The organism is Streptomyces sp. NPDC026659, assembly GCF_040638245.1.
Taxonomy (GTDB): domain Bacteria; phylum Actinomycetota; class Actinomycetes; order Streptomycetales; family Streptomycetaceae; genus Streptomyces.
Window position 1 is genome coordinate 298,576 of record NZ_JBEZXY010000002.1, and the last position, 20,495, is coordinate 319,070.

A 20,495-nucleotide genomic window follows, 5' to 3' on the forward strand; every position below is an offset into this window, starting at 1 on the left:
CCCGGGGGCGGATCGCGGAGTCCGCCCCCGGGAGGGGGTTCAGCGGGCCGCCTCCTTGGAGACCAGCGCGACCGCCTCGTCCACGTCGTCCGTGACGTGGAAGAGCATCAGGTCCTTCTCCGACGCCTTGCCCTGGGCGACCAGGGTGTCGCGCAGCCAGTCGACCAGGCCGCCCCAGTACTCGCTGCCGAACAGGACGATCGGGAAGCGGGTCACCTTCTGGGTCTGGACCAGGGTGAGCGCCTCGAACAGCTCGTCCAGGGTGCCGAGCCCGCCGGGCAGAACCACGAATCCCTGGGCATATTTAACGAACATCATTTTCCGGACGAAGAAGTACCGGAAGTTCAGCCCGATGTCGACGTACGGGTTCAGCCCCTGCTCGAAGGGCAGCTCGATGCCGAGGCCGACCGAGACGCCGCCCGCCTCCAGCGCGCCCTTGTTGGCCGCCTCCATGGCTCCCGGGCCGCCTCCGGTGATCACGGCCCAGCCGGCCTCGACCAGGCCGCGTCCGAGCCGCACACCCGCGTCGTACTCCGGCGAGCCCACCGGGGTGCGCGCCGAGCCGAAGACACTGATCGCGGGCGGCAGCTCGGCGAGCGTGCCGAAGCCCTCGATGAACTCCGACTGGATGCGCAGGACCCGCCAGGGGTCGGTGTGCACCCAGTCGGTGGGGGCGCGCTCGTCCAGGAGCCGCTGGTCGGTGGTGCTGGTCTGCACCTGGCCGCGCCGCCTGAGGACCGGACCGAGGCGCTGCTCGTCCGGCGGGCGCTTCTTCCCCTCGGGGTTTCCCGTGGCCATGTGCGCTCCCTCCACTTGCCGGTATTCCGCCCTCAGCCTAGATCCGCATCCGTTACGGCGGGGGGACGTGAGCATGTCCGGAACACGGCGCCGTGTGGTGCGGGCGTCACGCCGTGAGCCGCTGGGCGTTACGCGGTGAGCCAGCCGCGCAGCCGCTCCTCGCCCGCGAGGATCTTCGCCGTCTCCACGCGCTCGTCCCGCTTGTGCGCCAAGTGGGGGTTTCCGGGGCCGTAGTTGACGGCAGGGATGCCGAGCGCGGCGAAGCGGGAGACGTCCGTCCAGCCGTACTTCGGCATCGGGACACCGCCCACCGCCTCGATGAAGGCGGCCGCGGCCGGGTGGGAGAGGCCGGGCAGCGCGGCGCCGCTGTGGTCGTCGATCACGAACTCCTCGACGCCGCAGTCCGCGAACACCTCGCGGACGTGCGCGATCGCCTCCTCCTCCGAACGGTCGGGCGCGTAGCGGAAGTTGACCGTCACCACACACTCGTCGGGGATGACGTTGCCCGCCACTCCCCCGCCGATGCGCACGGCGTTCAGGCCCTCGCGGTACTCCAGGCCGTCGATCACCGGCCACCGGGGCTCGTACGCGGCGAGGCGGGCCAGGATCGGGGCGGCCGCGTGGATGGCGTTGGAGCCCATCCAGCCGCGCGCGGAGTGCGCCCGCTCGCCCTTGGTCCTCAGCAGGACCCGCAGCGTGCCCTGGCAGCCGCCCTCGACCTGGCCGTCGGACGGCTCCAGCAGGACCGCGAAGTCCCCCTCCAGCCACTCCGGGTGAGCCTCCGCCAGCTTCTTCAGCCCGTTCAGCTCGGCGGCGACCTCCTCGTTGTCGTAGAACACGAAGGTCAGGTCGCGGTTGGGCTCCGGGACGGTGGCCGCGATGCGCAGCTGGACCGCGACACCGGCCTTCATGTCGCAGGTGCCGCAGCCCCACAGCACGCCGTCCTCGTCGAGCCGGGAGGGGACGTTGTCCGCGATCGGCACGGTGTCGATGTGCCCGGCGAGGATCACCCGTTCCGCGCGGCCGAGGGCGGTCCGGGCGACCACGTTGTTGCCGTACCGCTCCACCGTCAGGTGGGGCAGGGCGCGCAGCGCGGCCTCGATCGCGTCGGCGAGCGGCTTCTCCGTTCCGCTCTCGGAGGGGATGTCCACGAGCCGCGCGGTCAGCTCGGCTGCGTCCAGCGTGAGGTCAAGCGAGGTTTCGGCCATGCTCCCGACCCTAACGCGACCCCCGTCCCCGTCCCCGTGCGAACGGGGTTGCGCACTCCAGTACCTTGTACGCGTGTCAGAGCCGTCCCCCACCCCTCCCAGGCGCCGCGGCCGTGTCTTGCGCATCTGTGCGGCGCTGCTCGTTTTGTCCGGTGTCGCCGCCTACCTCGTGGTGCAGTACGTCACCGGAGGCGGTGCCGCGCGTGGCTGCAAGGTGGTCTCGGCGACGGACGAACGGACGTCGTACGAGTTCACGCCCGAGCAGGCGGGCAACGCGGCCACCATCGCCGCCGTCGGCACCGGGCGCGGAATGCCGCTGCGGGCCGTGACCATCGCGCTGGCCACCGCGCTCCAGGAGTCCGGGCTGCGCAACATCCAGCACGGCGACCGGGATTCGCTCGGTCTGTTCCAGCAACGGCCCTCGCAGGGCTGGGGCTCCGAGGACCAGATCATGGACCCGGCGTACGCGTCGGGCATCTTCTACGCCCACCTCGCGCGCGTGCCGGACTACACCGAACTCCCGCTCACCGTCGCGGCGCAGAAGGTGCAGCGCAGCGGCTTCCCGGAGGCGTACGCCAAGCACGAGTCGGACGCCACGCTGCTTGCCACCGCGCTCACCGGCTACTCGGCGGCCACCCTGACCTGCGACGGCCGCTCCATGCGGGCGACCGGCGCGGAGGCGGGCCCGGACGCCGTACGGACCGCGCTGGTACGGGACTTCGGGCGCGACGCGCTCCAGGAGACCGGCGCGGAGGTGGGCGGTACGACCGTTCCCTCGCCCTCGCCGTCCCCGAGCGTGACCGCGACCGCGCGCGGGCGGACCGTGACGGTTCCGGTGCCGCAGGGCAACACGACGGACGCCAGCGGGCGCGACGAGCGGGAGCGGGGGTGGCAGCTCGCGCAGTGGGCGGTGGCCAACTCCTCCGCGCTGCGGATCTCCCGGGTGACGTACGCGGGGCAGGAGTGGACCGCGTCCAACGGCGGGGGCAACTGGCATCCGGCGCCGGGCGCGGGCACGGCGGGGTCGGAGTCCTCCCCGACGAGCGTGCGGATCGTCACCGGGCCGTAGTTATTGTCTTTTTACCTTGGGTGTCCGCAACCTTCGGCGGGTTCGCGCGGTAGTCACGGCACAGTTCACTGCCGTTGATTGGAGCGACCATGTCTCTGCCTGTGGCCCGTCGGATTGCCCGCGCCGCGTTGATCACCGCCGCCGGAGTCGTCGCGGGGGTGGGGGTTGCCGGGACGGCCGGGGCGGCGGCCCAGCACCCGTCCGCGACGCCTGCGCTGGGTGGGCTCAGCGCCCTGGACGGGGTGTCCCACCTCGCCGGGAACAAGGTCGTGCAGGAGGCCGTGCCGGCGGCGAGCGCGGTCAAGAACGCCGCGCCTGCCGCCAGCAAGGCCACGGGCACGACCGGCGGCCTCCTGGGCAACGTCTCCAAGAGCGGCCTCCCCCTCGGCTGACCGGCACCGGACCAGCTGCCGCTACTCCTGTGCGACACCGCCCCGGCTGCCGCTGCTCCTGTGGGCAGTCGTTCCGCAGGGCGGAACGGGTGGGCACAGGAGCAGCGGCAGCCGGGCCCGGCTTGGTTACGCCTTGAGCCGGAGGATCGCCTCGTCGATCCGCTCGTCCGTCGCCGTCAGAGCCACCCGCACGTGCTCCGCCCCCGCCTCGCCGTAGAAGTCGCCGGGCGCGACCAGAATCCCCAGGTCGGCCAGATGCGCCACCGTGTCCCAGCAGGACTCCCCCCGCGTCGACCAGAGGTACAGGCTCGCCTCACTGTGGTCGATACGGAACCCGTGCGCGAGCAGCGCCTCACGCAGACGCGTACGCCGGGACTCGTAGCGAGCCCGCTGCAAGCGCACGTGCTCGTCGTCCGCGAGCGCCGCCGCCATCGCCGCCTGCGTCGGCGCCGGGATCATCATGCCGCCGTGCTTGCGGATCTCCAGGAGCGGCATCAGGACGGCCGGGTCGCCCGCCAGGAAGGCGGCGCGGTAGCCGGCCAGGTTGGAGCGCTTGGAGAGGGAGTGGACGGCCACGATGCCGTCGTAGGAGCCGCCGTTGACGTCCGGGTGCAGGACCGAGACGGGGTCGGCCTCCCAGCCCAGCTCCAGGTAGCACTCGTCGGAGACGAGCAGGACGCCGTGTTCGCGGGCCCAGGACACGATCCCCTTGAGGTCCTCCTGGGAGAGGACCGCGCCCGTCGGGTTGGACGGGGAGTTCAGCCAGAGGAGCTTGAGGCCCTCCGGGTCGAGGTCGCGCGGGTCGTCGTAGACCTCGTACTCGGCGCGGGCGAGCCGGGCGCCGACCTCGTAGGTGGGGTAGGCCAGACGGGGATATGCCACGCGGTCGCCGGGGCCGAGGCCGAGCTGGGTGGGGAGCCAGGCGACGAGTTCCTTGGAGCCGACCACCGGCAGGACGTGGCGGTGGGTGACGTCGCGGGCGCCGAGGCGGCGCTCCAGCCAGCCGGTGATCGCGTCGCGCAGCGCGGGCGTGCCCCAGACCGTCGGGTAGCCGGGCGAGTCGGCCGCGTCGGTCAGGGCCTGCTGGACCTGCGCGGGGACCGAATCGACCGGGGTGCCGACCGAGAGGTCGACGATGCCGCCGGGGTGCGCGGCGGCGGTCTTCTTGTACGGCTCCAGCTTGTCCCAGGGGAAGGTGGGGAGCCGGTCGGAGACTGCGGACACGGGGCTTGCTCGCTTTCGTGGGTAACGGCGAACGCCTCGGTCCCGTACGGCGGTGGTCGGGGAGACCGGGCCGTACGGGACCGAGGCGGTGCTGTCTTCGTGCGGGCCGCGCGGTGGCGGCCCCGGCGTCACTCGCCCTGCGGCGGCAACGCGGCGATGAAGGGGTGGTCGCGCTCGATCAGGCCCAGCTTGCTGGCACCACCGGGGGAGCCGAGCTCGTCGAAGAACTCGACGTTGGCCTTGTAGTAGTCCTTCCACTCGTCCGGGGTGTCGTCCTCGTAGAAGATCGCCTCGACCGGGCACACCGGCTCACAGGCACCACAGTCGACGCATTCGTCCGGGTGGATGTACAAGGACCGCTGGCCCTCGTAGATGCAGTCGACCGGACACTCCTCGATGCACGCCTTGTCCTTGACGTCGACACAAGGCTGCGCGATGACGTAGGTCACGCTGTCGTTCCTCCTCGATAGGGCGCTGGCGGGCCTTCTCAGGCTCCGCCGCCTGGCGCGCGGGAGCGCGGCGTCGTCGATGCCCGCCCCTAGTATCTCCGTTCCGGGACGTGATCCGAACAGGAGGGGTGGACCGACCAGTGGAAATATCGGCGCCAGGACGCCTCGAGGTCCGAATTGCCCCTGCTGACGTGGGCAAACGGGTCTCGGTACGACGGTTGACGCAGACCGGGAAGGCGGGTGAGAAGTTCACCGACACGGTGGGTGTTCTCACATCATGGGACAACGGCGTGCTCATGATCACACAACGGGACGGCCGAACGGTACGGATCGAGGAGTCCGTGCTCGTCGCGGGCAAGGTCGTTCCGGCCGTTCCCGCACGTCGGCGCGGTCCGGCGGCCGGGTACGCGGAGCTGGCCCAGGTCGCCGCGCGGGCGTGGCGGCCGGTGGAGAGCGAGTGGCTGGGGCGGTGGGAACTGAGGGCCGCCGGGGGCTTCACCCGGCGGGCGAACAGTGTGCTGCCGCTGGGCGATCCGGGGCTTCCGCTCGACGCGGCCCTGCTCGCCGTAAGACGCTGGTACGACGAGCGCGGCCTGCCCGCCTACGTCCAGACCGCGAGCGGCCCCGACGGTGTGCCGGAGCCGCTGTGCGCGGAGCTGGCGGAGCGCGGCTGGAGCCGGGAGGTCACGGCGGAGCTGTGGACCGGGGGTCTGGCGCCGGTCGCGGACCGGGCGGAGGGCACCGGTGTGGTCCTCTCCCGCGAGGCGGACGAGGCGTGGCTCGCGCGGTACCAGCGCAAGGGAGTGAGCGACGTGGCCCTGCGGGTGCTCGGCGGAGGACCGTCGGTGTGGTTCGCCACGGTGCCCGGCGCGGCGGGTGAGGCGCCCGCGGCGATCGGGCGGTGTGTCGTGGACGGGCGCTGGGCCGGTTTCGCGGCCGTCGAGGTCGATCCCGCCCGGCGGCGGCAGGGGCTGGCCACCGAGGTGATGGCCGCGCTGGCCCGGCGCGCCCTGGACGAGGGCGCCTCGGCGGCGTGGCTCCAGGTGGAGGAGTCCAACACGGGCGCGCGGACGCTGTACGACCGCCTGGGCTTCGCCCCGCACCACGCCTACCACCACTACCGGGCACCGGACGGCTCCGGCGCCGGGCGGCCGTAGGAGGCACCGTGGACGGCCAGGAACCGGCGAAGCGTCCCCCGTACCTCCCGCCCCCGTACCCGCCGCCCGCCGAACGGTCGGCGGAGCTGCGGCGGAGGTTCGCGGAGGAGGCCCGCTCGTCCCGCCCTGACCTCTCCGCGCTGTGCCTGCTGATCGGCGCGGAGGCGGACGGCTCGCTGGACGAGGCCGGGCTCGACGCGGCGCAGCTGGCGCTGGACGAGCTGGCCGGACGGGTGCCGTACCGGCCGGGCGGCCCGCTCGCCTGGGCGACGGCGCTGGCCCGGCTGCTCGGCGAGGAGTGCGGGTTCCGGGGCACGGCCGGGGACTACGAGCGGCTGGAGTCCTCCCTGCTGCACGAGGTGCTGCGGCGGCGGCGCGGGCTGCCGATCCTGCTGTCGGTGGTGTGGCTGGAGGTGGCCCGGCGGGCGGGCGCGCCGGTGTACGGCGTGTCGCTGCCGGGGCACTTCGTGGTGGGGTTCGGGCCCTCGGGCGGCGAGATGGTCCTCGCGGACCCGTTCGACGGGGGCCGGGTGCTGACCCGGGCGGACGCCGAGCTGCTGGTGGTGGGGGCGACGGGGGCGCCGCTGGACCCGGCGCTGCTGGTGCCCGCGACGCCCGTCGAGGTGGTCCAGCGGATTCTGAACAACGTACGGGCGTGGGCCGCCGCCCGCCCCGAGCGCTCCGACATCGCCCTGCTGGCCGTGGAGTTGGGGCTGCTGCTGCCCGCGCACCCGGCCCGGCTGCGCTACGACCGGGCGCGGCTGCTCGTGCAGCGGGGCGCGTTCACGGAGGGCGCGGCGGAGCTGGAGGCGTACGCGGAGCTGGTCGCGGTGGTCGATCCGGTGGCGGAGGAGCGGGCGCGGGCCCAGGCGCGGGCGGCGCGGGCGCTGCTCAACTGACGGCGCTCAGCCGACGGCGCTCAACCGGCGGCCCGGCCTACAGCCACCCCTTCTCCCGCGCGATCCGCACCGCCTCCGCCCGGTTGCGCACCGCCAGCTTCTGGATCGCGGTGGACAGGTAGTTGCGCACGGTCCCCTGGGAGAGGTGGAGGGCCTGGGCCAGCTCGGCGTTGGTGGAGCCGTCGGCGGCCGCCCGCAGCACCTCGCGCTCGCGGTCGGTGAGCGGATTGGCGCCCTCGGCCAGCGCGGCGGCGGCGAGCGTGGGGTCGATGACCCGCTCCCCGTCGAGCACCTTCCTTACGGCGGCGGCGAGTTGGGCGGCGGGGGCGTCCTTGACGAGGAAGGCGTCGGCGCCCGCCTCCATGGCGCTGCGCAGATAGCCGGGGCGCCCGAAGGTGGTGAGGACGACGAGCTTCACGCCGGGGTGCGCGCGGTGCACCTGGGCCGCCGCCTCGATGCCGGTGCAGCCGGGCATCTCGATGTCGAGCAGGGCCACGTCGACTCCATGCTCGGCGACGGCCGCCAGCACCTGGTCGCCGCGTGCCACTTGGGCCACGACCTCGATGTCGTCCTCCAGGCCGAGCAGGGCGGCGAGCGCCTCGCGGACCATCGACTGGTCCTCGGCGAGGAGGACCTTGATCGTTCGCGTCATGACCCGGATACTACGTCCGCCGCGGCGGCCGCGGGAACGCGGGCGACCAGCCGGAAACCGCGCCCGGCCCGGGCCGCCTCCAGGGTGCCGCCGACCTTCTCCAGGCGCTCGGTGAGCCCGGTGAGTCCGTTGCCGGGAAGCGTGGCGGAGCCGCCCGAGCCGTTGTCCTGGACGGTGAGTTCGAGGACCGGTCCGTCCAGGGTCTGGCGGCGCAGCAGCTCGATGGAACACCGGTCGGCACCGCTGTGCCGGACCACGTTGGTGACGGCCTCGCGCAGCGTCCAGGCGAGCACGGCCTCGGCCTCCTCGGGGACACCGGTGAGGTCGGGTTCGGCGGGGGTCTCGGCGGCGACCCCGGCGGCGGTGAGCGCGACCTGGACGCCCGCGAGTTCGTCGGCGAGCCGGGGGCGCCGGTACCCGGTGACGGCCTCGCGCACGTCCACCAGCGCCTGGCGGCTGACCCGCTCGATGTCGGCGACCTGCTGCGCGGCCTTCTCGGGCTGGCCGGGCAGCATCCGCCCGGCCAGCTCGCTCTTCAGGGTGATCAGCGAGAGGGAGTGGCCGAGCAGGTCGTGCAGGTCGCGGGCGAGGCGCAGCCGTTCCTCGTTGGCGGCGAGCTGGGCGACGGTGGCCCGCGCCTTGCGCAGCTCGACGGTGGTGCGTACGAGCTGTCCGACGCCGACCATCGCGAACCCGATGAGCACCACCAGGAGCAGCAGATCGCGGGCCACCGCCTCGCCGGCGTGCAGTCCGACCAGGTACATCAGGGCCCCCGACGCCGGGATCGCCCAGTAGGTGGCCCGGGGTGGCAGGGTCGCCCCGCAGGCCACCGACACGTAGACGAACAGGCCGAGCCAGGCGTCGCCGAGGGTGTAGGCGAGAAGGGAGGCGAGGGCGCCGAGGACCAGGAGCAGCACGATCACGAAGCGCCCGGAGTACGGCCTGCCCATGTTGCGGAGGACCAGGCCGAGATAGGCCCCGACGAACGCGGTCAGGCCGAGTGCTCCGGCCCAAGTGGCCGCCGTTCCATGCGCGCCGTTCACCAGGTCGTCGACGGGCGAGCTGAGGAAGACCAGCCAGACGCCGATCCACAGCACCTTCACCCACAGCTCGCGCCGGGTGCGCGGCGGCCGGCCCATGGGGGTGTCGAGTGGGTCGGACATCTGCCGGTCTTCCGTCATGCCGCTCACGCCTTCAGCGTGTCCTTCCGGTACAGCCAGGCCGCCCCGCCCGCGAAGAGGACGAAGTAGACGGCGAGGACGACGACGTCCCGCGCCTGCGGGGCCTGGCTCTGTTCGATCGCGCGTCCCACGGCAGCGTACGCGTACGTCGGCAGCCACTCGGCGATGTTCTGGAGGAACTTCGGGAAGCCGGTCGAGGGCATCCACAGACCGCCGAGCAGCGACAGCGCGAAGTACACGATCATGGTGATGGGGCGTACGGCGTCCCCGGAGGCGAGGTAGCCGATGGCGACGCCGAGCGCGGCGAAGACCAGGCTGCCCGCCCAGATGACCCCGGTGAGGGCGAGCCACTGCCAGGCGTCGAGGCGTACGTCCTTCACGACGGCGGCGACCACGAACACCATGACGATGGACGGCAGGCTCACCACGGCCGCGCTCGCGGTCTTGCCGAGGACGTAGCCGTGGCCGGGCAGCGAGGTCAGCCGCAGCTGCCGTACCCAGCCGCTCTCGCGCTCCTTGGCGATGCGCTCGCTGTTGCCCATGAGGACGGCGGTCAGGGCCCCGAAGGAGGCCATGGAGACCATCAGGTAGGTGGCCATGGTGAGGCCGCCGCTGCCGTCGACCTTCGCGTTCGGGCCGCCGCTGCTGGAGAAGATCAGGAAGATGATCGAGGGGTAGAGCACGGAGAAGAACAGGAACTTGCGGTTGCGCAGGGCGCGGGTGAGTTCGAGCTTGATCAGTGCCTTCATGACTGCTTGGCCTCCTCGGCGGCGGTGAGCGCGACGAACGCCTGCTCCAGGCCGAGTCCGGCCACTTCGAGATTGCGGGGGTAGACACCGAGGCCGTACAGAGCGTGCACGGTGGCGTCGGCGTCGGTGGACTGGATGCGCACGGTCTGCCCGGACACGTCGAACGAGCTGAGGAACGGCAGTCCGGCGAGCGCGGTCTCGTCGATCTCGCCCTCCAGGTCGAAGGCGATGCGGCGGGCGCCCGCGCGGGCCTTGATCTCGGCGGCGGTGCCGTCGGCGAGCAGCCGGCCCCGGTGCAGCACGAGCACGCGGTCCGCGATGGCGTCGGCCTCTTCGAGGTAGTGCGTGGCGAAGAGGACGGTACGGCCCTGGTCGGCCTGCTCGCGCATGGTGGCCCAGAAGGCCTGGCGGGCGGTGACGTCCATGCCGGTGGTGGGCTCGTCCAGGACGATCAGGTCGCTGTCCCCGGCGGTGGCGAGGGCGAAGCGGACGCGCTGGACCTGGCCGCCGGAGAGCTTGTTGACCTTGCGGTCGGCGATCTGCGTGATGCCCGCGCGGGCGAGCACGTCGGCGGCCTTGTGCGGCTTCGGGTGCAGCGAGCAGGCCAGGCGGACCAGTTCGGCGACCGTCACGTCCTCCATCAGGCCGCCGCTCTGCAGCATGGCGCCGACCCGTCCGGTGGTGATCGCCTCGCGCGGGGTGGTGCCGAACAGGCGGACCGTGCCGCTGTCGGGGTTCTTCAGCCCGAGGAGCAGGTCGAGGGTGGTGGACTTGCCCGCGCCGTTCGGGCCGAGCAGGGCGACGGTCTCGCCGGGGTGCAGCGTGAGCGAGAGGCCGTCGACGGCCCGCACGCTGCCATAGGTCTTGGTCACCTGGTCGAACCCGGCCACCGGTGCGGGTGCGGTGGTGGCCGGGGGTGCCGCTGTCGTCGTCATGCCGACCATGGTGGCCGGAGGGGGTGGGGGCGGGGCAGTGTCGGCGGTCCACGGTGCGGGATGACATCTGTCATGCGGATGGCGTGACGGTACGTGTGGGAGCGGCACGTGTGGGAGCGGCACATGGGGGCGCCGCATATGTGGGAGCGCCACATGTGGGACCAACACCCGTGGATACGGCGAAGGGGCCGCCCGGCGCTGTGCCGGACGGCCCCCTCGTCAGCCCTGGACCGCTAGTTCGGGTTCGTCTCGATGACCCCGGTCCGGTTGCTGGTGCTCAGCAGGGCCTGGCGCAGGGCGCCGTAGACGTCCTGGACCGTGACGGGCGTCTTCTGGCCGGTGGCCCGGGTGATCAGGACACCGTCGAAGGTCTTGCCGTACAGCTCCTTCAGGGCCTCCTGGTTGGGCGCGTCGACCAGCTTGCCGCCGGAGACCGCCTTGACCTGGAGGAACTTCCACAGGGAGTTCTGCGGGCTGAAGGCGACCTGGTGGGCGGCGTCGGTGCGGACGGTCACCCGGCCCGACATCGCGGGCTGGGCGAACTCCTTCATCTCCCGGTCGACCTCGGCGTTGGAGACCGTCGGCTGCTTCTCGGTGGTCGGGACGGTCACCGGGATCGCCTCGCCGGTCTCGACCAGCGTGCGGTACGCCCGCTGGACGGCGTCGGTGGAGCGGGCCGCGTCGATGGCCCGGCCCGCCTTGCCGTACACCGGCACGGCCTTGCCCGCCTGGAACGTGATGCCGCCCTCGACGACCGAGCCGGAGCCGCCACCGGTGTTCTCCAGCGCGGCCTGGAGCTTCTCCTCGTCCACCGGCATGACCGGGTCGACGACGCGCTTCTGGCCGAAGAGCGAGCCGATTACGGAGAGCGGGTTGTAGTCGCTCTTGGCGGCGTTGCTCACGGTCGCCTGGTAGTCGAACTGGAGCCCGGCCTTGTCGGGGGTGAGGGTGACGGTCTTTCCGCCCACCTCCAGCCGGATCGGCTTGGCGACACGGCCGGCGAAGGCGTCATCAAGCTTCTTGACGGCCTCGTCGCGGGTGCCCCCGCCGATGTCGACGCCGAGCACGGTGGTGCCGCCGGGCACGTCGCTGCGGTTCATCAGCAGCCCGGCGCCGTAGGCACCGCCCGCGACGACGACCACGGCCGCGGCGACCAGGACGAGCTTGCTGCGGCCCTTCTTCTTCGGCTTGCCCTTGGCCTGCGGGGCCGGGGCGGGCGGCTTGGGCATGGCCGGGCCGTCGGGACGGGCACCGGGCGCGAACGGGGTGCCCACGGTGGCCGTGGCGCCCGTGCTGACGTTGGGTCCGGAGACACCCGGCGGCCGGTGGCCGAGGGCCGCCTGGGGCTGCGGGGTCAGGACCGCGGTGTCCTCGGCGAGGGCACCGGCGGGCGCGAACGGGCCGCCGCCGGAGGCGCCGGGGGCGCGGAAGGCGGGCGGTCCGTCGAAGGGCTCGCCGGGCCCCATGTCGCGGCTGCCGGGGGCGCCGGGACGCCCGGGGCGGCCGCCGAGCGGCGCGTCACCGGTGACCGGGCCGCCGGTCGGGCCCGCGGGGCCCCTCGGGCCGGGCGCGCCCGGACCGCCGGAACCGTTGAAGCCGCCGGTGCCACCGGGGCCGCGCCCGCTCGCACCGCCGGTGGCGCCGCCTCGGGCGGGCCCGTCGGAGAAGTACGGGAGGTCGTCACGGGTGGGTTCGCCGCCAGGGCCGCCGGGACCACCGGAGGTGCCCGGACCACCGGAGGCGCTCGGACCGCCGGGACCGCCGGGGCCACCGGAACCGCCGGGGCGCGAGCCGCCGCCGAGCGGACCGGAGGACAGCGCCTCGGTCACGTCGAAGGAACCGGTGCCGCCACCGTGCCCGGGCGCGACCGGACCGCCGGTGGCACCGGGCAGCCCGGCACCGTTCGTACCGCCGGGCCGGCCGGCACCGGCGCTCGGACGGGTCGGCAGCGGAGGCGTGGCGCCACTCTGACGGGTCGGCAGCGGGGGCGTACCGGAGGCAGCGCCGGCCGGACGGGTCGGCAGCGCGGCCTGTCCGCCGGACGGAAGCGCGGGCGCGGAACCGGTGGCACCACCGGCCCCGGGAGCAGCAGCGGGAGCAGCACCGGCGGCGGCACCGCCAGGCATCCCGGCACCGTTCGTACCGCCCGTACCGGCGCCCTTGGGGCCGGACTTGCGGGGTGCGAACCAGTCGCTCGTCTTCTCCTCGGCCGGCGGGGCGGCGGGCTCGGGAGCGGGTTCGGGGGTGGCGGTGTCCGGCGCGGCGGCGGCCTCGGGCCGTGCCTCGACGGCCGGTTCGTCCCCGGCGCCCTCGCCGTCCCCGACGGTCTTGCGTACGACGACCGGCGGAATGGGCCGCGATCCGGGGATGTTGATCCGGATGCGGGTGGTCAGCGTGGTCTCCGTCTTGCGCTCCTCGGGCCGCGTGCCCGAACGGTCCGCGTCGAGGCCGCCGTCGGACGCGGCGGAGGTCCCGTACGGCGGTGTCCCGGAGGGATATGCGGCTCCGCCGCGCCCGTTGCTCCCGGAGGACGGAGTGTCAGTTTCACGACTCAAGGCAGGTTCTCCCGGTTGGCTCCGCCGCCCGTCATGACCTCAGCGGGCTTCTCGGCGGCGCGCACCACCATACTGGCCACTTCTGGCGCGTATCCCACGACCGTCGGGGAAACCCGCACCGGACCCGCACGGTTGTCGCACGAAGTGGTACGTCAGTTGCCAAGTCGGCCGGAGCGGGCGGGGGGTTGCCGTCCCGGGGCGAGGGTGGCGCAGATCACAGCGATGGCCATCCCGCCGAGCAGGAAGAAGTAGGAGGCGCCGCCCGCGCCGAAGAGGAAGTCGCCCTCGGGGCGGCTGGCGGTGAGCAGGATGACGGCGACGACCCAGCCGATGACCGGTGCTACGGCACCGGAGCGGGCGCCGATCGCGTACGCCCCGCCGAGGAACGTCCCGGCCGCTCCCGCGAGGGCGAGCAGCAGCCCGCCGGGGAACCAGGCGTCCTGGATCAGCGATCCGGCGAGCCCGACGACCGCGCCGAGCATGAACAGCCCGAACAGCCCGAACGCCCGCCCGGCGGAGGGCGGCCGCAGCGGCTGCGCGAGCATCGATCCACGTCCGTCCCCGCTCACGACGCCACCTCGATCCCGTCCTCGATCCCGGCGAACAGGTCGCTCTCCCCGGCCTCGCCCGCGCCGCGCACCAACTCGTAGTACTCGGTGGTGAACAGCGGCTGGGCCAGGTCGTTGGAGAGCGCGAAGTACGGCCCGGCCACGGTGATCTGGGTGGCGTGGGCGCGCATGGCGGCGGCCTTGGCGGCGGCGTACGCGGTGCCGTCGACGGCGGTCGTGATCCGCGCGTCCTCGACGACACCGGGCAGGTCCTCGATGACGGCGCTCTTGGGGAAGGGCAGGTCCGGCAGCTCCTCGGCGAGCCGGGCGAAGCCCTCCTCGGCGACGGACCTCGGGATCCGGTTCCAGTACACCTTGGCGACCTCGTGCCCGCACTCGGCGGCCAGCTCGACGGCGCGCATGGTGACGCGGTGGGCCTGAATGTGGTCGGGGTGTCCGTACCCCCCGTTGTCGTCGTACGTGACGACGACCTGCGGCCGTACCTCCAGGATCACGGCCGCCAGCGCCTCGGCCGCCTCGTCGAGGTCGGCCTGCCAGAAGACCCCGGCCTCGTCGTTGTCGGGCAGCCCCATCATCCCGGAGTCGCCGTACCCGAGCAGCCGCACGTCGGTGACCCCCAGCTCCCCCATGGCGGCCGCCAGCTCCCCGCGCCGGTACTCCCCCAGCACCTCCCCGCTCAGGTGCCCCAGCTCCGGCGGAATGACCTCCCCCCGCTCCCCGAGCGTGCAGGTGACCAGCGTCACGCCGACACCCTCGGCCGCGTACTTCGCCATGGTCGCGCCATTGTTGATCGACTCGTCGTCCGGGTGCGCGTGCACCAGGAGCAGCCGCCGGGCGGGGAGATCCGTCATGGGTCCAGCGTACGAGGCCGGGCGGGCGGCGGGTTCAGGAGGCGGGCTCGGGCACGGCAGTGCCCGCATCGCCCCGGACTCCTTCCGGAGTCCACTCCCGGCAGTCCCGGCACAGCCCTGGGTCCGCAGCCCGGAAGACGCGTTCGCAGCCGTCGCAGGTCTGGAGGGGGTGTCGTACGGGTGGCGGGGCGGCGGCCGGGCGGAACGGGGGCGGGGGTGGGAGCAGGGCGGTCAGGCGGTGGGCCAGGAGGGCGGCGGGGCGGTGCAGGGGGCCGTCCGGGAGGCCGGTGGTGAGGGCGTGGCGTACAGCCGTGGGGGTGACGTCGCGCTCCAGCCAGGCTGCTACGCCGGGGGTCAGGTGTGCGGTGTCGGTGGTGGAGAGGAGCAGGCGTACGTCGCTTCGGCGCAGGTCCGCGAGGAGGCGGGCAGCGGTCTCGAACAGCGCGGGCGCGGTGCAGGAGGGGACGGGGACGGCGGGGAGGGCCTTGCGGCGGGTACGGGGGCCGCTCGGCGTGCAGTCGGGCGACGTGGCCCCGCTCGACGCGCAGTCGAGCGAGGGGACCCCGCCCTGCGCGCAGTCGGACGAGGTGGCCCCACTCGGCGCGCAGTCAGGCGACGTGGACCCACCCGGCGCGACGTCGGCCGAGACCTCGGAGGGTTCGGAGGATTCGGAGGGTGGGGCGCTCTGGTGATCGGGGCGGGCGGTCCGGCCCTCGTCTTCGTAGCTGGATCTGTCGCGGGGGTCCTGGTCGTCGCCCCCGCAGCCGGAGCCGTTCGCCCGGTGGGGGTGACGGGTCGCGGGCTGGTTGCAGGACACCGTACGGGTGATGATGCGGCCGCCGGGGACGCGCTCGCGTTCGCGGCGCAGGTACCCGTGTTTCTCCAGCTCGCGCAGCCCTGCGGCGATGCGGACGGCTCCCTCGGGGAAGCGGGCGGCCAGGCTCTTGATGTCGACGCGGGCACCCTTGGGCAGCGACTGGATGTGGCAGCCGAGGCCGATCGCCAGCAGGGAGAGGTCCGCGTGCTGGGTGAGGTGATTGCCGATCACCGTGAAGCGGACGGTGTGGCGGGAGTTGTCGTGCAGAAGGCCGCCGCCGCGGCGGTACACCCGGTTCGGGTGCGTGTTGCCCACAATGCGGGACCGGGCGCGCGAGGGCGCGCTAGGGTTCTGCGTATCCATCGGGAAGGGCCTTAACTTCCTTGGTGGTCAGGCCCTCGCACTGGGAAGCCACTCCCGGCGGGGGCCGACGTATGTCTGCGGTTGTTTGCGCTGAGCGTAGGGCCGTCGGGGGTGGCAATTGCCAGCGGAATCGGTGATGTTCACCCGCCCGAGTGAGAGAGACCCGCGGGGTACTGGTGGGGTTGGGTGGGGTGCCTTTCCACCAGCGTCTTTTCAGGTCTGTTGACCACCGCGGTCACCGGAACCCGGGGGCCCGTGCTCCGGTGCCGGGAGCTTCAGTTCGGCCCACACGATCTTGCGCGGGAAACAGTCCTCGGAGACGCCCCAGCAGTCGGCCAGGGCGGCGACGATGAGCAGGCCGCGCCCCGACTCGGCGTACGGGTCCGGCTCTTGGCACTCCGGGCGACGGTCACCGCGCGTATCGGTGACCTCGATGCGGAGGGTGTCGCCGACGAGGGCGAGCGTCATCCGGAAGCTGCGGCCGGGCAGCCGGCCGTGGGTCGCGGCGTTGGCCGCCAGCTCCGCCACGATCTGGCTCGCGGTCCCGCTCGGCAGCCCCCAGCTCCGCAGTTGATCGGCGGCGAGCAGCCGGGCGAGCCGGGCACCTCGCGGCGTGGACGAGAACAGCAGGCTGAAGTCACCCGCACGATGGTTGAGTTGGGCCGTGGCCCCGGTGTTTTCCGCATTCACATCACCCAGGATTGCCGCGTCGCCCTACCGTGAAGAGTGAACGCACCGTCGCGTACGGTCACTGTCGGCAGTTGGTCCGGGGGTGTCCATCCTGTCGGCAGCCGGTGCGGGGGCGGTACGACGCACCGGAGGAGTTGCGCATGTCGGTGGACGGCGAGGCGGTACGGATCACGGTGGAGGACGACGAATCCGGCTGGGAGGTCGAGCCCGACGACGAGTGGGGCGCGGCCGTCATCGCCACAGTGGGGCGGCAGTTGAAGCTACGACGAGAGGCAGCCGGGTTGCGGGCGGCCGAGTTCGGGGCGGCGATCGGGTACGGCGAGGACCTCGTCTACAAGATCGAGAGCGGCAAGCGGATTCCCCGCCGGGAGTATCTGGACAGGGCGGACGAGCTGTTGAAGGCGAACGGGCTGATCTCGGCGGCCTGGGAGGACGTGAAGAAGGTCCGCTACCCCCGGAAGGTGCGGGAGCTGGGGAAGCTGGAGTCGCAGGCGGTGGAGATCGGGGTGTACGAGTGCAACAGCATCAACGGGCTGTTGCAGACGGAGGATCACGCACGAGCACTGTTCCAGGCGGCTCAGCCCCCGTATTCACCGGACGACGTGGAGCGCATGGTGGCCGCCCGCGTGGCCCGGCAAGCGGTCTTCGAGCGTTCGCCCGCACCGGCACTCAGCTTCGTCCTCGAAGAGGCGGCTCTGAAGCGTCCCATCGGAGGCACAATGGTGTGGCGCCGACAGCTCGAACGCGTGCTGGAGGTAGGAGGGTTGCACAATGTGGTCCTTCAGGTGATGCCGAACAACTGCACCACCCACTCGGGGCTGGACGGCCGGATCGAAATGCTGAAGTTCGCGGACGGTTCAGCGGTGGGCCGGTCCGACGGCACTTTCAGCGGCAGGCCGACCTCGGATCCCAAACAGCTACGCATCCTTGATCTGCGGTATGGCACGATCCGGGCTCAGGCACTCTCACCAGGGGAGTCGCTGGCCTTCATCGAGCAACTGCTGGGAGAGAAATGATCCGCAAGACCGCTGACGGGCGCGCCTCCGAGCTGACGTGGTTCAAGAGCAGCTACAGCAGCGGCAACGACGGCAACTCCTGCGTGGAGATCGCCGTCACCCCCGGCACGATCCACGTCCGCGACTCCAAGCACCAGACCGGCCCGCAGCTCGCCCTCACCCAGGCGACGTGGACGGCCTTCGTCTCGACTGTGCGCCACTGACGCCGATCGGCCCCGGCACGGGCACGCCGGGGCCGACAGAACGGGGAACCCCATGAGCGAGAACACCACCGACCTGAAGTGGTCCAAGAGCAGCTACAGCGGTGGCACCGACGGCAACTCCTGCGTGGAAATCGCCATGACCCCCAGCACGATCCACGTCCGCGACTCCAAGCACACCACCGGCCCCCAACTCGCCCTCACGCGCCGGACCTGGGCGGCCTTCGTCACCGACGTGCGCGCCTGCTGATGGCTGTGTCCGAAGAGGCGAGACACAATGCGAAGTGGGCGTTCGTAGGAGCCGTGACAGCGGCGGTCCTCGCCGCCCTCATCGCACTCGTCCCGGCGTACTTCCCCGGCGACGACAAGGCGGCCGACGCCAAGGGCACGAACAAGTCCGCGGGAACACCGGAAGGTGCGGCCCAGCCGACAGGTCCGGGGCAAGTCGTCTACAAAATCAAGTACTTGAACGACGGGGACGTCCAGCAGGACCACGTCGTCGTGCGACTGAAGCTCCCGGCGGGGGCCGTGTACATGCTCGGCACGACACAGTTCGCCGCGAGTACGACCGACGGCAAGTGGAAGTCCCTCAGCGTGGACAGCATCGCGAAGGAGGGCATCGACATCGGCTCATACGCCCCGGGCGGGAACGGCTACCTGAGGTTCGTCGCCCACGTGGACCAGAAGACGGCCGGCCTCTGCTCCTCGTCGGGCCTCACGGCCTCCGTGAAGTCATCGACGCAGGAGGGAAAGAGCGGCGGCTCCTCGCTGTCCGTCGAGGTGACCTGCTAGAGGGTGTCTCGTCGATCACGAGCGGAGCCAGACAAAGAGGGCGGCGGTCGTCACGGTGCCGAGGTAGACGTATCGGCGCTTGTCATCACGGGTGGCGACGGCGCGGAACTGCTTGATCTTGTTGATCGCTCGCTCGGCGGTGTTCCTCACCTTGTGGCGGGCTTGGTCGAAGCTGGGCGGTCGGCCACCGTCAGAACCTCTGCGCCGGCAGGCGGTTCTGGAGTCGCTCTTCTCCGGGATCGAGTGCCGAATACCGCGTCGCCGCAGGTAGGAGCGGATCAGGCTGTTGCTGTACGCCTTGTCGGCGCCGACGCTGTCGGGCAGTCGCCGCGGCCGCCCCGCGCCGAGCCGAGGAACGCGGATCTTGTCCATGACGGGTTCGAACTGCGTACAGCCCGCCCGTTGGCCGGCAGCGACGACCGGGGAGAGCGTCCGCCAGGAACAGGAGCAGGCGCATGTGAACCGACCTTTGCGGGCCTCCCTTTGAGGCGCCCGGCAGTGCGGGTGGCGGATTGGCCGGGGCGCCTGCGGCGTGCTGGTGGGCGCGGATCGAGGTGGAGTCGACGTTGATGTTCCAGTCGATGTCACCTGCTCCGTCGGCGACGGCTTGGACGTGCTGGAGAAGTCGCTTCCAGGTGCCGTCGGCCGACCACAGGGCTTGGCGTTTGTGGATGGTCTGCCACGGACCGAAACGATCGGACAGTCTCCGCCACTGGCAGCCGGTGCTGAGCCGGTGGATGACCCCGTTGATCACCTGCCGGTGATCCCGCCACCGGCCGCACCGTCTATTACTCCTGGGCAGCAGCGGTTCGAGCACCGCCCACTCGCCGTCCGTGAGCCCCCCCCAGCTGAGCATGACCAGAACTACGCGAGGTGCGAGCCGGCGTGGTTGTCCGTCGCGACGGACGCTCGTGGCCTCAGTCGCGACAGAGGGACTTACCCGCCGATTCGGGGAAGTTCTCAGCCTTGTACGTCCAGAAGGTGAAACCACGATCACTCATGCAGATATCGTCGAGGGCATCCCGCTCCAGCGGCACCGATACCGAGGATTTCGGCGCCACGTCACCCAGTGCGCACTCCAGGTCGCCCCAGTCATTCGGCTTGCAACGCTTGTCGTTGGTCACCTTGGTGATATCGGAGCCCTCAAGCTTGATGACCACGGCCTTCGCGGGCTGATTGCCCTTGTTGGTGACCGTCAGGGCCGACGGATCGTAGACGGACGGACTGGCGGCGCCGTCCAGGAGCGGGCCGTCGATGAGAGGCGTGTCGAAGGTGACGGTGCGAACATGGTGCCCGGAGACTTGAAGATTGTCCGACGAGCTGCTGGCAGAGCGCCCTCTCGCCTCGATGTACATGTCCAACTCATAGGTTCCCGGACCGGGGTAAACCACCTCGGCTCCGGAGATGCTCGATGCGACGTCCTTCCCGTCCTTGCGGAGCGTCCACCGGCCGGTGGCGGAGCATTGTTCGTACGTGCCCAACGCGTAGTAGCAGGCCGCGTGTGCGGTGATGTCGAGCATCCGCCCGTCGGTCTTCATACACGCCCACACATCGGCGTACTGGCCCCACCCGCCGCCCTTCCATGACTCGCCCTCGGTGCAGCGCGGCTCCCCCGCGGCTGCCGCGCGGGCCGTAGGAGCGGCCTCCGCGGTGCTACCGACACCCACGGCGGGAACTGCTACGAGGGTGAGCACCGCCACCGCGGCGATGCGTGCCGACGAGAACCTGTTCACAGAAATCTTGCTCCTCAACACCATGGTGTTCACGGTGGAAGTCGGTACAGCGAGCACTCGAACGAGCGAGGCCCGCCCTTCGTGAGACGGGTCGGGGATTCGTCCGGCTCGCCGACGGGACGAGCACATTCCGCCCCGCTTGATCATCTTTATATGGAATCCGACTGCCGCATCGCATGTGAGCCGATATGTCACC

23 protein-coding genes are annotated in these 20,495 nt (G+C 71.9%); 8 read left to right on the forward strand and 15 right to left on the reverse strand.

The window, feature by feature from the left end; genetic code table 11:
* Positions 1–39: 39 nt before the first annotated feature.
* Positions 40–798, reverse strand: coding sequence for a TIGR00730 family Rossman fold protein (locus AB0E91_RS05940; protein ID WP_361775825.1), 759 nt, complete (start codon positions 796–798; stop codon positions 40–42).
* A gap of 128 nt (positions 799–926) precedes the next feature.
* Positions 927–2,006: a succinyl-diaminopimelate desuccinylase gene (dapE, locus tag AB0E91_RS05945; protein WP_361775828.1), complete on the reverse strand. Its 1,080-nt coding sequence runs from the start codon at positions 2,004–2,006 to the stop codon at positions 927–929.
* 73 nt (positions 2,007–2,079) lie between these two features.
* Between dapE and AB0E91_RS05950 the strand changes: the two genes are divergently transcribed.
* Together AB0E91_RS05950 and AB0E91_RS05955 are read left to right on the forward strand one after the other, a co-directional pair.
* Positions 2,080–3,075 (forward strand): heavy metal transporter, encoded by a 996-nt coding sequence (locus AB0E91_RS05950; RefSeq protein WP_361775831.1) that lies wholly within the window; start codon positions 2,080–2,082, stop codon positions 3,073–3,075.
* Positions 3,076–3,164: 89 nt separating this feature from the next.
* Complete coding sequence (locus AB0E91_RS05955) at positions 3,165–3,467, forward strand: hypothetical protein (RefSeq protein WP_361775834.1); 303 nt, start codon at positions 3,165–3,167, stop codon at positions 3,465–3,467.
* A gap of 126 nt (positions 3,468–3,593) precedes the next feature.
* Here AB0E91_RS05955 and dapC read toward each other — a convergent pair whose 3' ends face one another.
* Together dapC and fdxA are read right to left on the reverse strand one after the other, a co-directional pair.
* On the reverse strand, positions 3,594–4,691 hold the full coding sequence (gene dapC / locus AB0E91_RS05960; RefSeq protein WP_361775837.1) for a succinyldiaminopimelate transaminase: 1,098 nt from the start codon (positions 4,689–4,691) through the stop codon (positions 3,594–3,596).
* 128 nt (positions 4,692–4,819) lie between these two features.
* Positions 4,820–5,140, reverse strand: a complete 321-nt coding sequence (gene fdxA, locus AB0E91_RS05965; RefSeq protein ID WP_161182322.1) for a ferredoxin — start codon at positions 5,138–5,140, stop codon at positions 4,820–4,822.
* Between the two features lie 140 nt (positions 5,141–5,280).
* Here fdxA and AB0E91_RS05970 point away from each other — a divergent pair, with 140 nt between their 5' ends.
* Together AB0E91_RS05970 and AB0E91_RS05975 are read left to right on the forward strand one after the other, a co-directional pair.
* A complete protein-coding gene (locus AB0E91_RS05970) occupies positions 5,281–6,297 on the forward strand; it encodes a GNAT family N-acetyltransferase (RefSeq protein ID WP_361777307.1) in 1,017 nt (338 codons plus the stop codon).
* Between the two features lie 8 nt (positions 6,298–6,305).
* Positions 6,306–7,196: a transglutaminase-like domain-containing protein gene (locus AB0E91_RS05975; protein WP_361775840.1), complete on the forward strand. Its 891-nt coding sequence runs from the start codon at positions 6,306–6,308 to the stop codon at positions 7,194–7,196.
* Between the two features lie 37 nt (positions 7,197–7,233).
* On the opposite strand, the gene AB0E91_RS05980 is transcribed toward AB0E91_RS05975, so the two are convergent.
* The 9 genes from AB0E91_RS05980 to AB0E91_RS06020 form a co-directional block, all read right to left on the reverse strand.
* Positions 7,234–7,848: a response regulator transcription factor gene (locus AB0E91_RS05980; protein ID WP_361775843.1), complete on the reverse strand. Its 615-nt coding sequence runs from the start codon at positions 7,846–7,848 to the stop codon at positions 7,234–7,236.
* Positions 7,845–9,029: a sensor histidine kinase gene (locus AB0E91_RS05985; protein WP_361777310.1), complete on the reverse strand. Its 1,185-nt coding sequence runs from the start codon at positions 9,027–9,029 to the stop codon at positions 7,845–7,847. The genes AB0E91_RS05980 and AB0E91_RS05985 overlap by 4 nt, the downstream gene beginning before the upstream one ends.
* 5 nt (positions 9,030–9,034) lie before the next feature.
* Entirely contained in the window at positions 9,035–9,778 is a 744-nt protein-coding gene (locus tag AB0E91_RS05990; protein WP_361775846.1) for an ABC transporter permease, read from the reverse strand.
* Positions 9,775–10,713, reverse strand: a complete 939-nt coding sequence (locus AB0E91_RS05995) for an ABC transporter ATP-binding protein (RefSeq protein WP_361775849.1) — start codon at positions 10,711–10,713, stop codon at positions 9,775–9,777. Before AB0E91_RS05995 ends, AB0E91_RS05990 begins: the two co-directional genes overlap by 4 nt.
* 233 nt (positions 10,714–10,946) lie before the next feature.
* Positions 10,947–13,268, reverse strand: a complete 2,322-nt coding sequence (locus tag AB0E91_RS06000) for a hypothetical protein (RefSeq protein ID WP_361775852.1) — start codon at positions 13,266–13,268, stop codon at positions 10,947–10,949.
* 152 nt (positions 13,269–13,420) lie between these two features.
* A complete protein-coding gene (locus AB0E91_RS06005) occupies positions 13,421–13,837 on the reverse strand; it encodes a DUF6113 family protein (protein WP_361775855.1) in 417 nt (138 codons plus the stop codon).
* Positions 13,834–14,688 carry an N-acetyl-1-D-myo-inositol-2-amino-2-deoxy-alpha-D-glucopyranoside deacetylase gene (gene mshB, locus AB0E91_RS06010; protein ID WP_361775858.1) on the reverse strand — a complete coding sequence of 285 codons (855 nt, stop codon included), beginning with the start codon at positions 14,686–14,688 and terminating at the stop codon, positions 13,834–13,836. The genes AB0E91_RS06005 and mshB overlap by 4 nt, the downstream gene beginning before the upstream one ends.
* 34 nt (positions 14,689–14,722) lie before the next feature.
* Positions 14,723–15,868 (reverse strand): helix-turn-helix domain-containing protein, encoded by a 1,146-nt coding sequence (locus AB0E91_RS06015; protein WP_361775861.1) that lies wholly within the window; start codon positions 15,866–15,868, stop codon positions 14,723–14,725.
* Positions 15,869–16,081: 213 nt separating this feature from the next.
* Positions 16,082–16,558: an ATP-binding protein gene (locus tag AB0E91_RS06020; protein ID WP_361775864.1), complete on the reverse strand. Its 477-nt coding sequence runs from the start codon at positions 16,556–16,558 to the stop codon at positions 16,082–16,084.
* Between the two features lie 140 nt (positions 16,559–16,698).
* Here AB0E91_RS06020 and AB0E91_RS06025 point away from each other — a divergent pair, with 140 nt between their 5' ends.
* From AB0E91_RS06025 to AB0E91_RS06040, 4 genes are read left to right on the forward strand one after another with little or no spacing between them, the layout of a single operon-like run.
* A complete protein-coding gene (locus tag AB0E91_RS06025) occupies positions 16,699–17,574 on the forward strand; it encodes a helix-turn-helix transcriptional regulator (protein ID WP_361775867.1) in 876 nt (291 codons plus the stop codon).
* Entirely contained in the window at positions 17,571–17,777 is a 207-nt protein-coding gene (locus AB0E91_RS06030) for a DUF397 domain-containing protein (protein WP_199585064.1), read from the forward strand. Before AB0E91_RS06025 ends, AB0E91_RS06030 begins: the two co-directional genes overlap by 4 nt.
* Positions 17,778–17,829: 52 nt before the next feature.
* The gene (locus tag AB0E91_RS06035) at positions 17,830–18,024 is read left to right on the forward strand and encodes a DUF397 domain-containing protein (protein ID WP_361775871.1); all 195 of its coding nucleotides are present in this window, start codon (positions 17,830–17,832) and stop codon (positions 18,022–18,024) included.
* A gap of 53 nt (positions 18,025–18,077) precedes the next feature.
* Complete coding sequence (locus AB0E91_RS06040; protein ID WP_361775874.1) at positions 18,078–18,566, forward strand: hypothetical protein; 489 nt, start codon at positions 18,078–18,080, stop codon at positions 18,564–18,566.
* A gap of 15 nt (positions 18,567–18,581) precedes the next feature.
* Here the strand turns inward: AB0E91_RS06040 and AB0E91_RS06045 are convergent.
* Positions 18,582–19,422 (reverse strand): IS5 family transposase gene (locus AB0E91_RS06045; protein ID WP_361775877.1). Its coding sequence is split into 2 segments (ribosomal slippage): positions 18,582–19,019 and positions 19,021–19,422, totalling 840 coding nucleotides; the frame shifts between segments, so codons are not numbered across the junction.
* Between the two features lie 61 nt (positions 19,423–19,483).
* Positions 19,484–20,332 (reverse strand): hypothetical protein, encoded by an 849-nt coding sequence (locus AB0E91_RS06050; RefSeq protein ID WP_361775880.1) that lies wholly within the window; start codon positions 20,330–20,332, stop codon positions 19,484–19,486.
* Between the last annotated feature and the right edge of the window lie 163 nt (positions 20,333–20,495).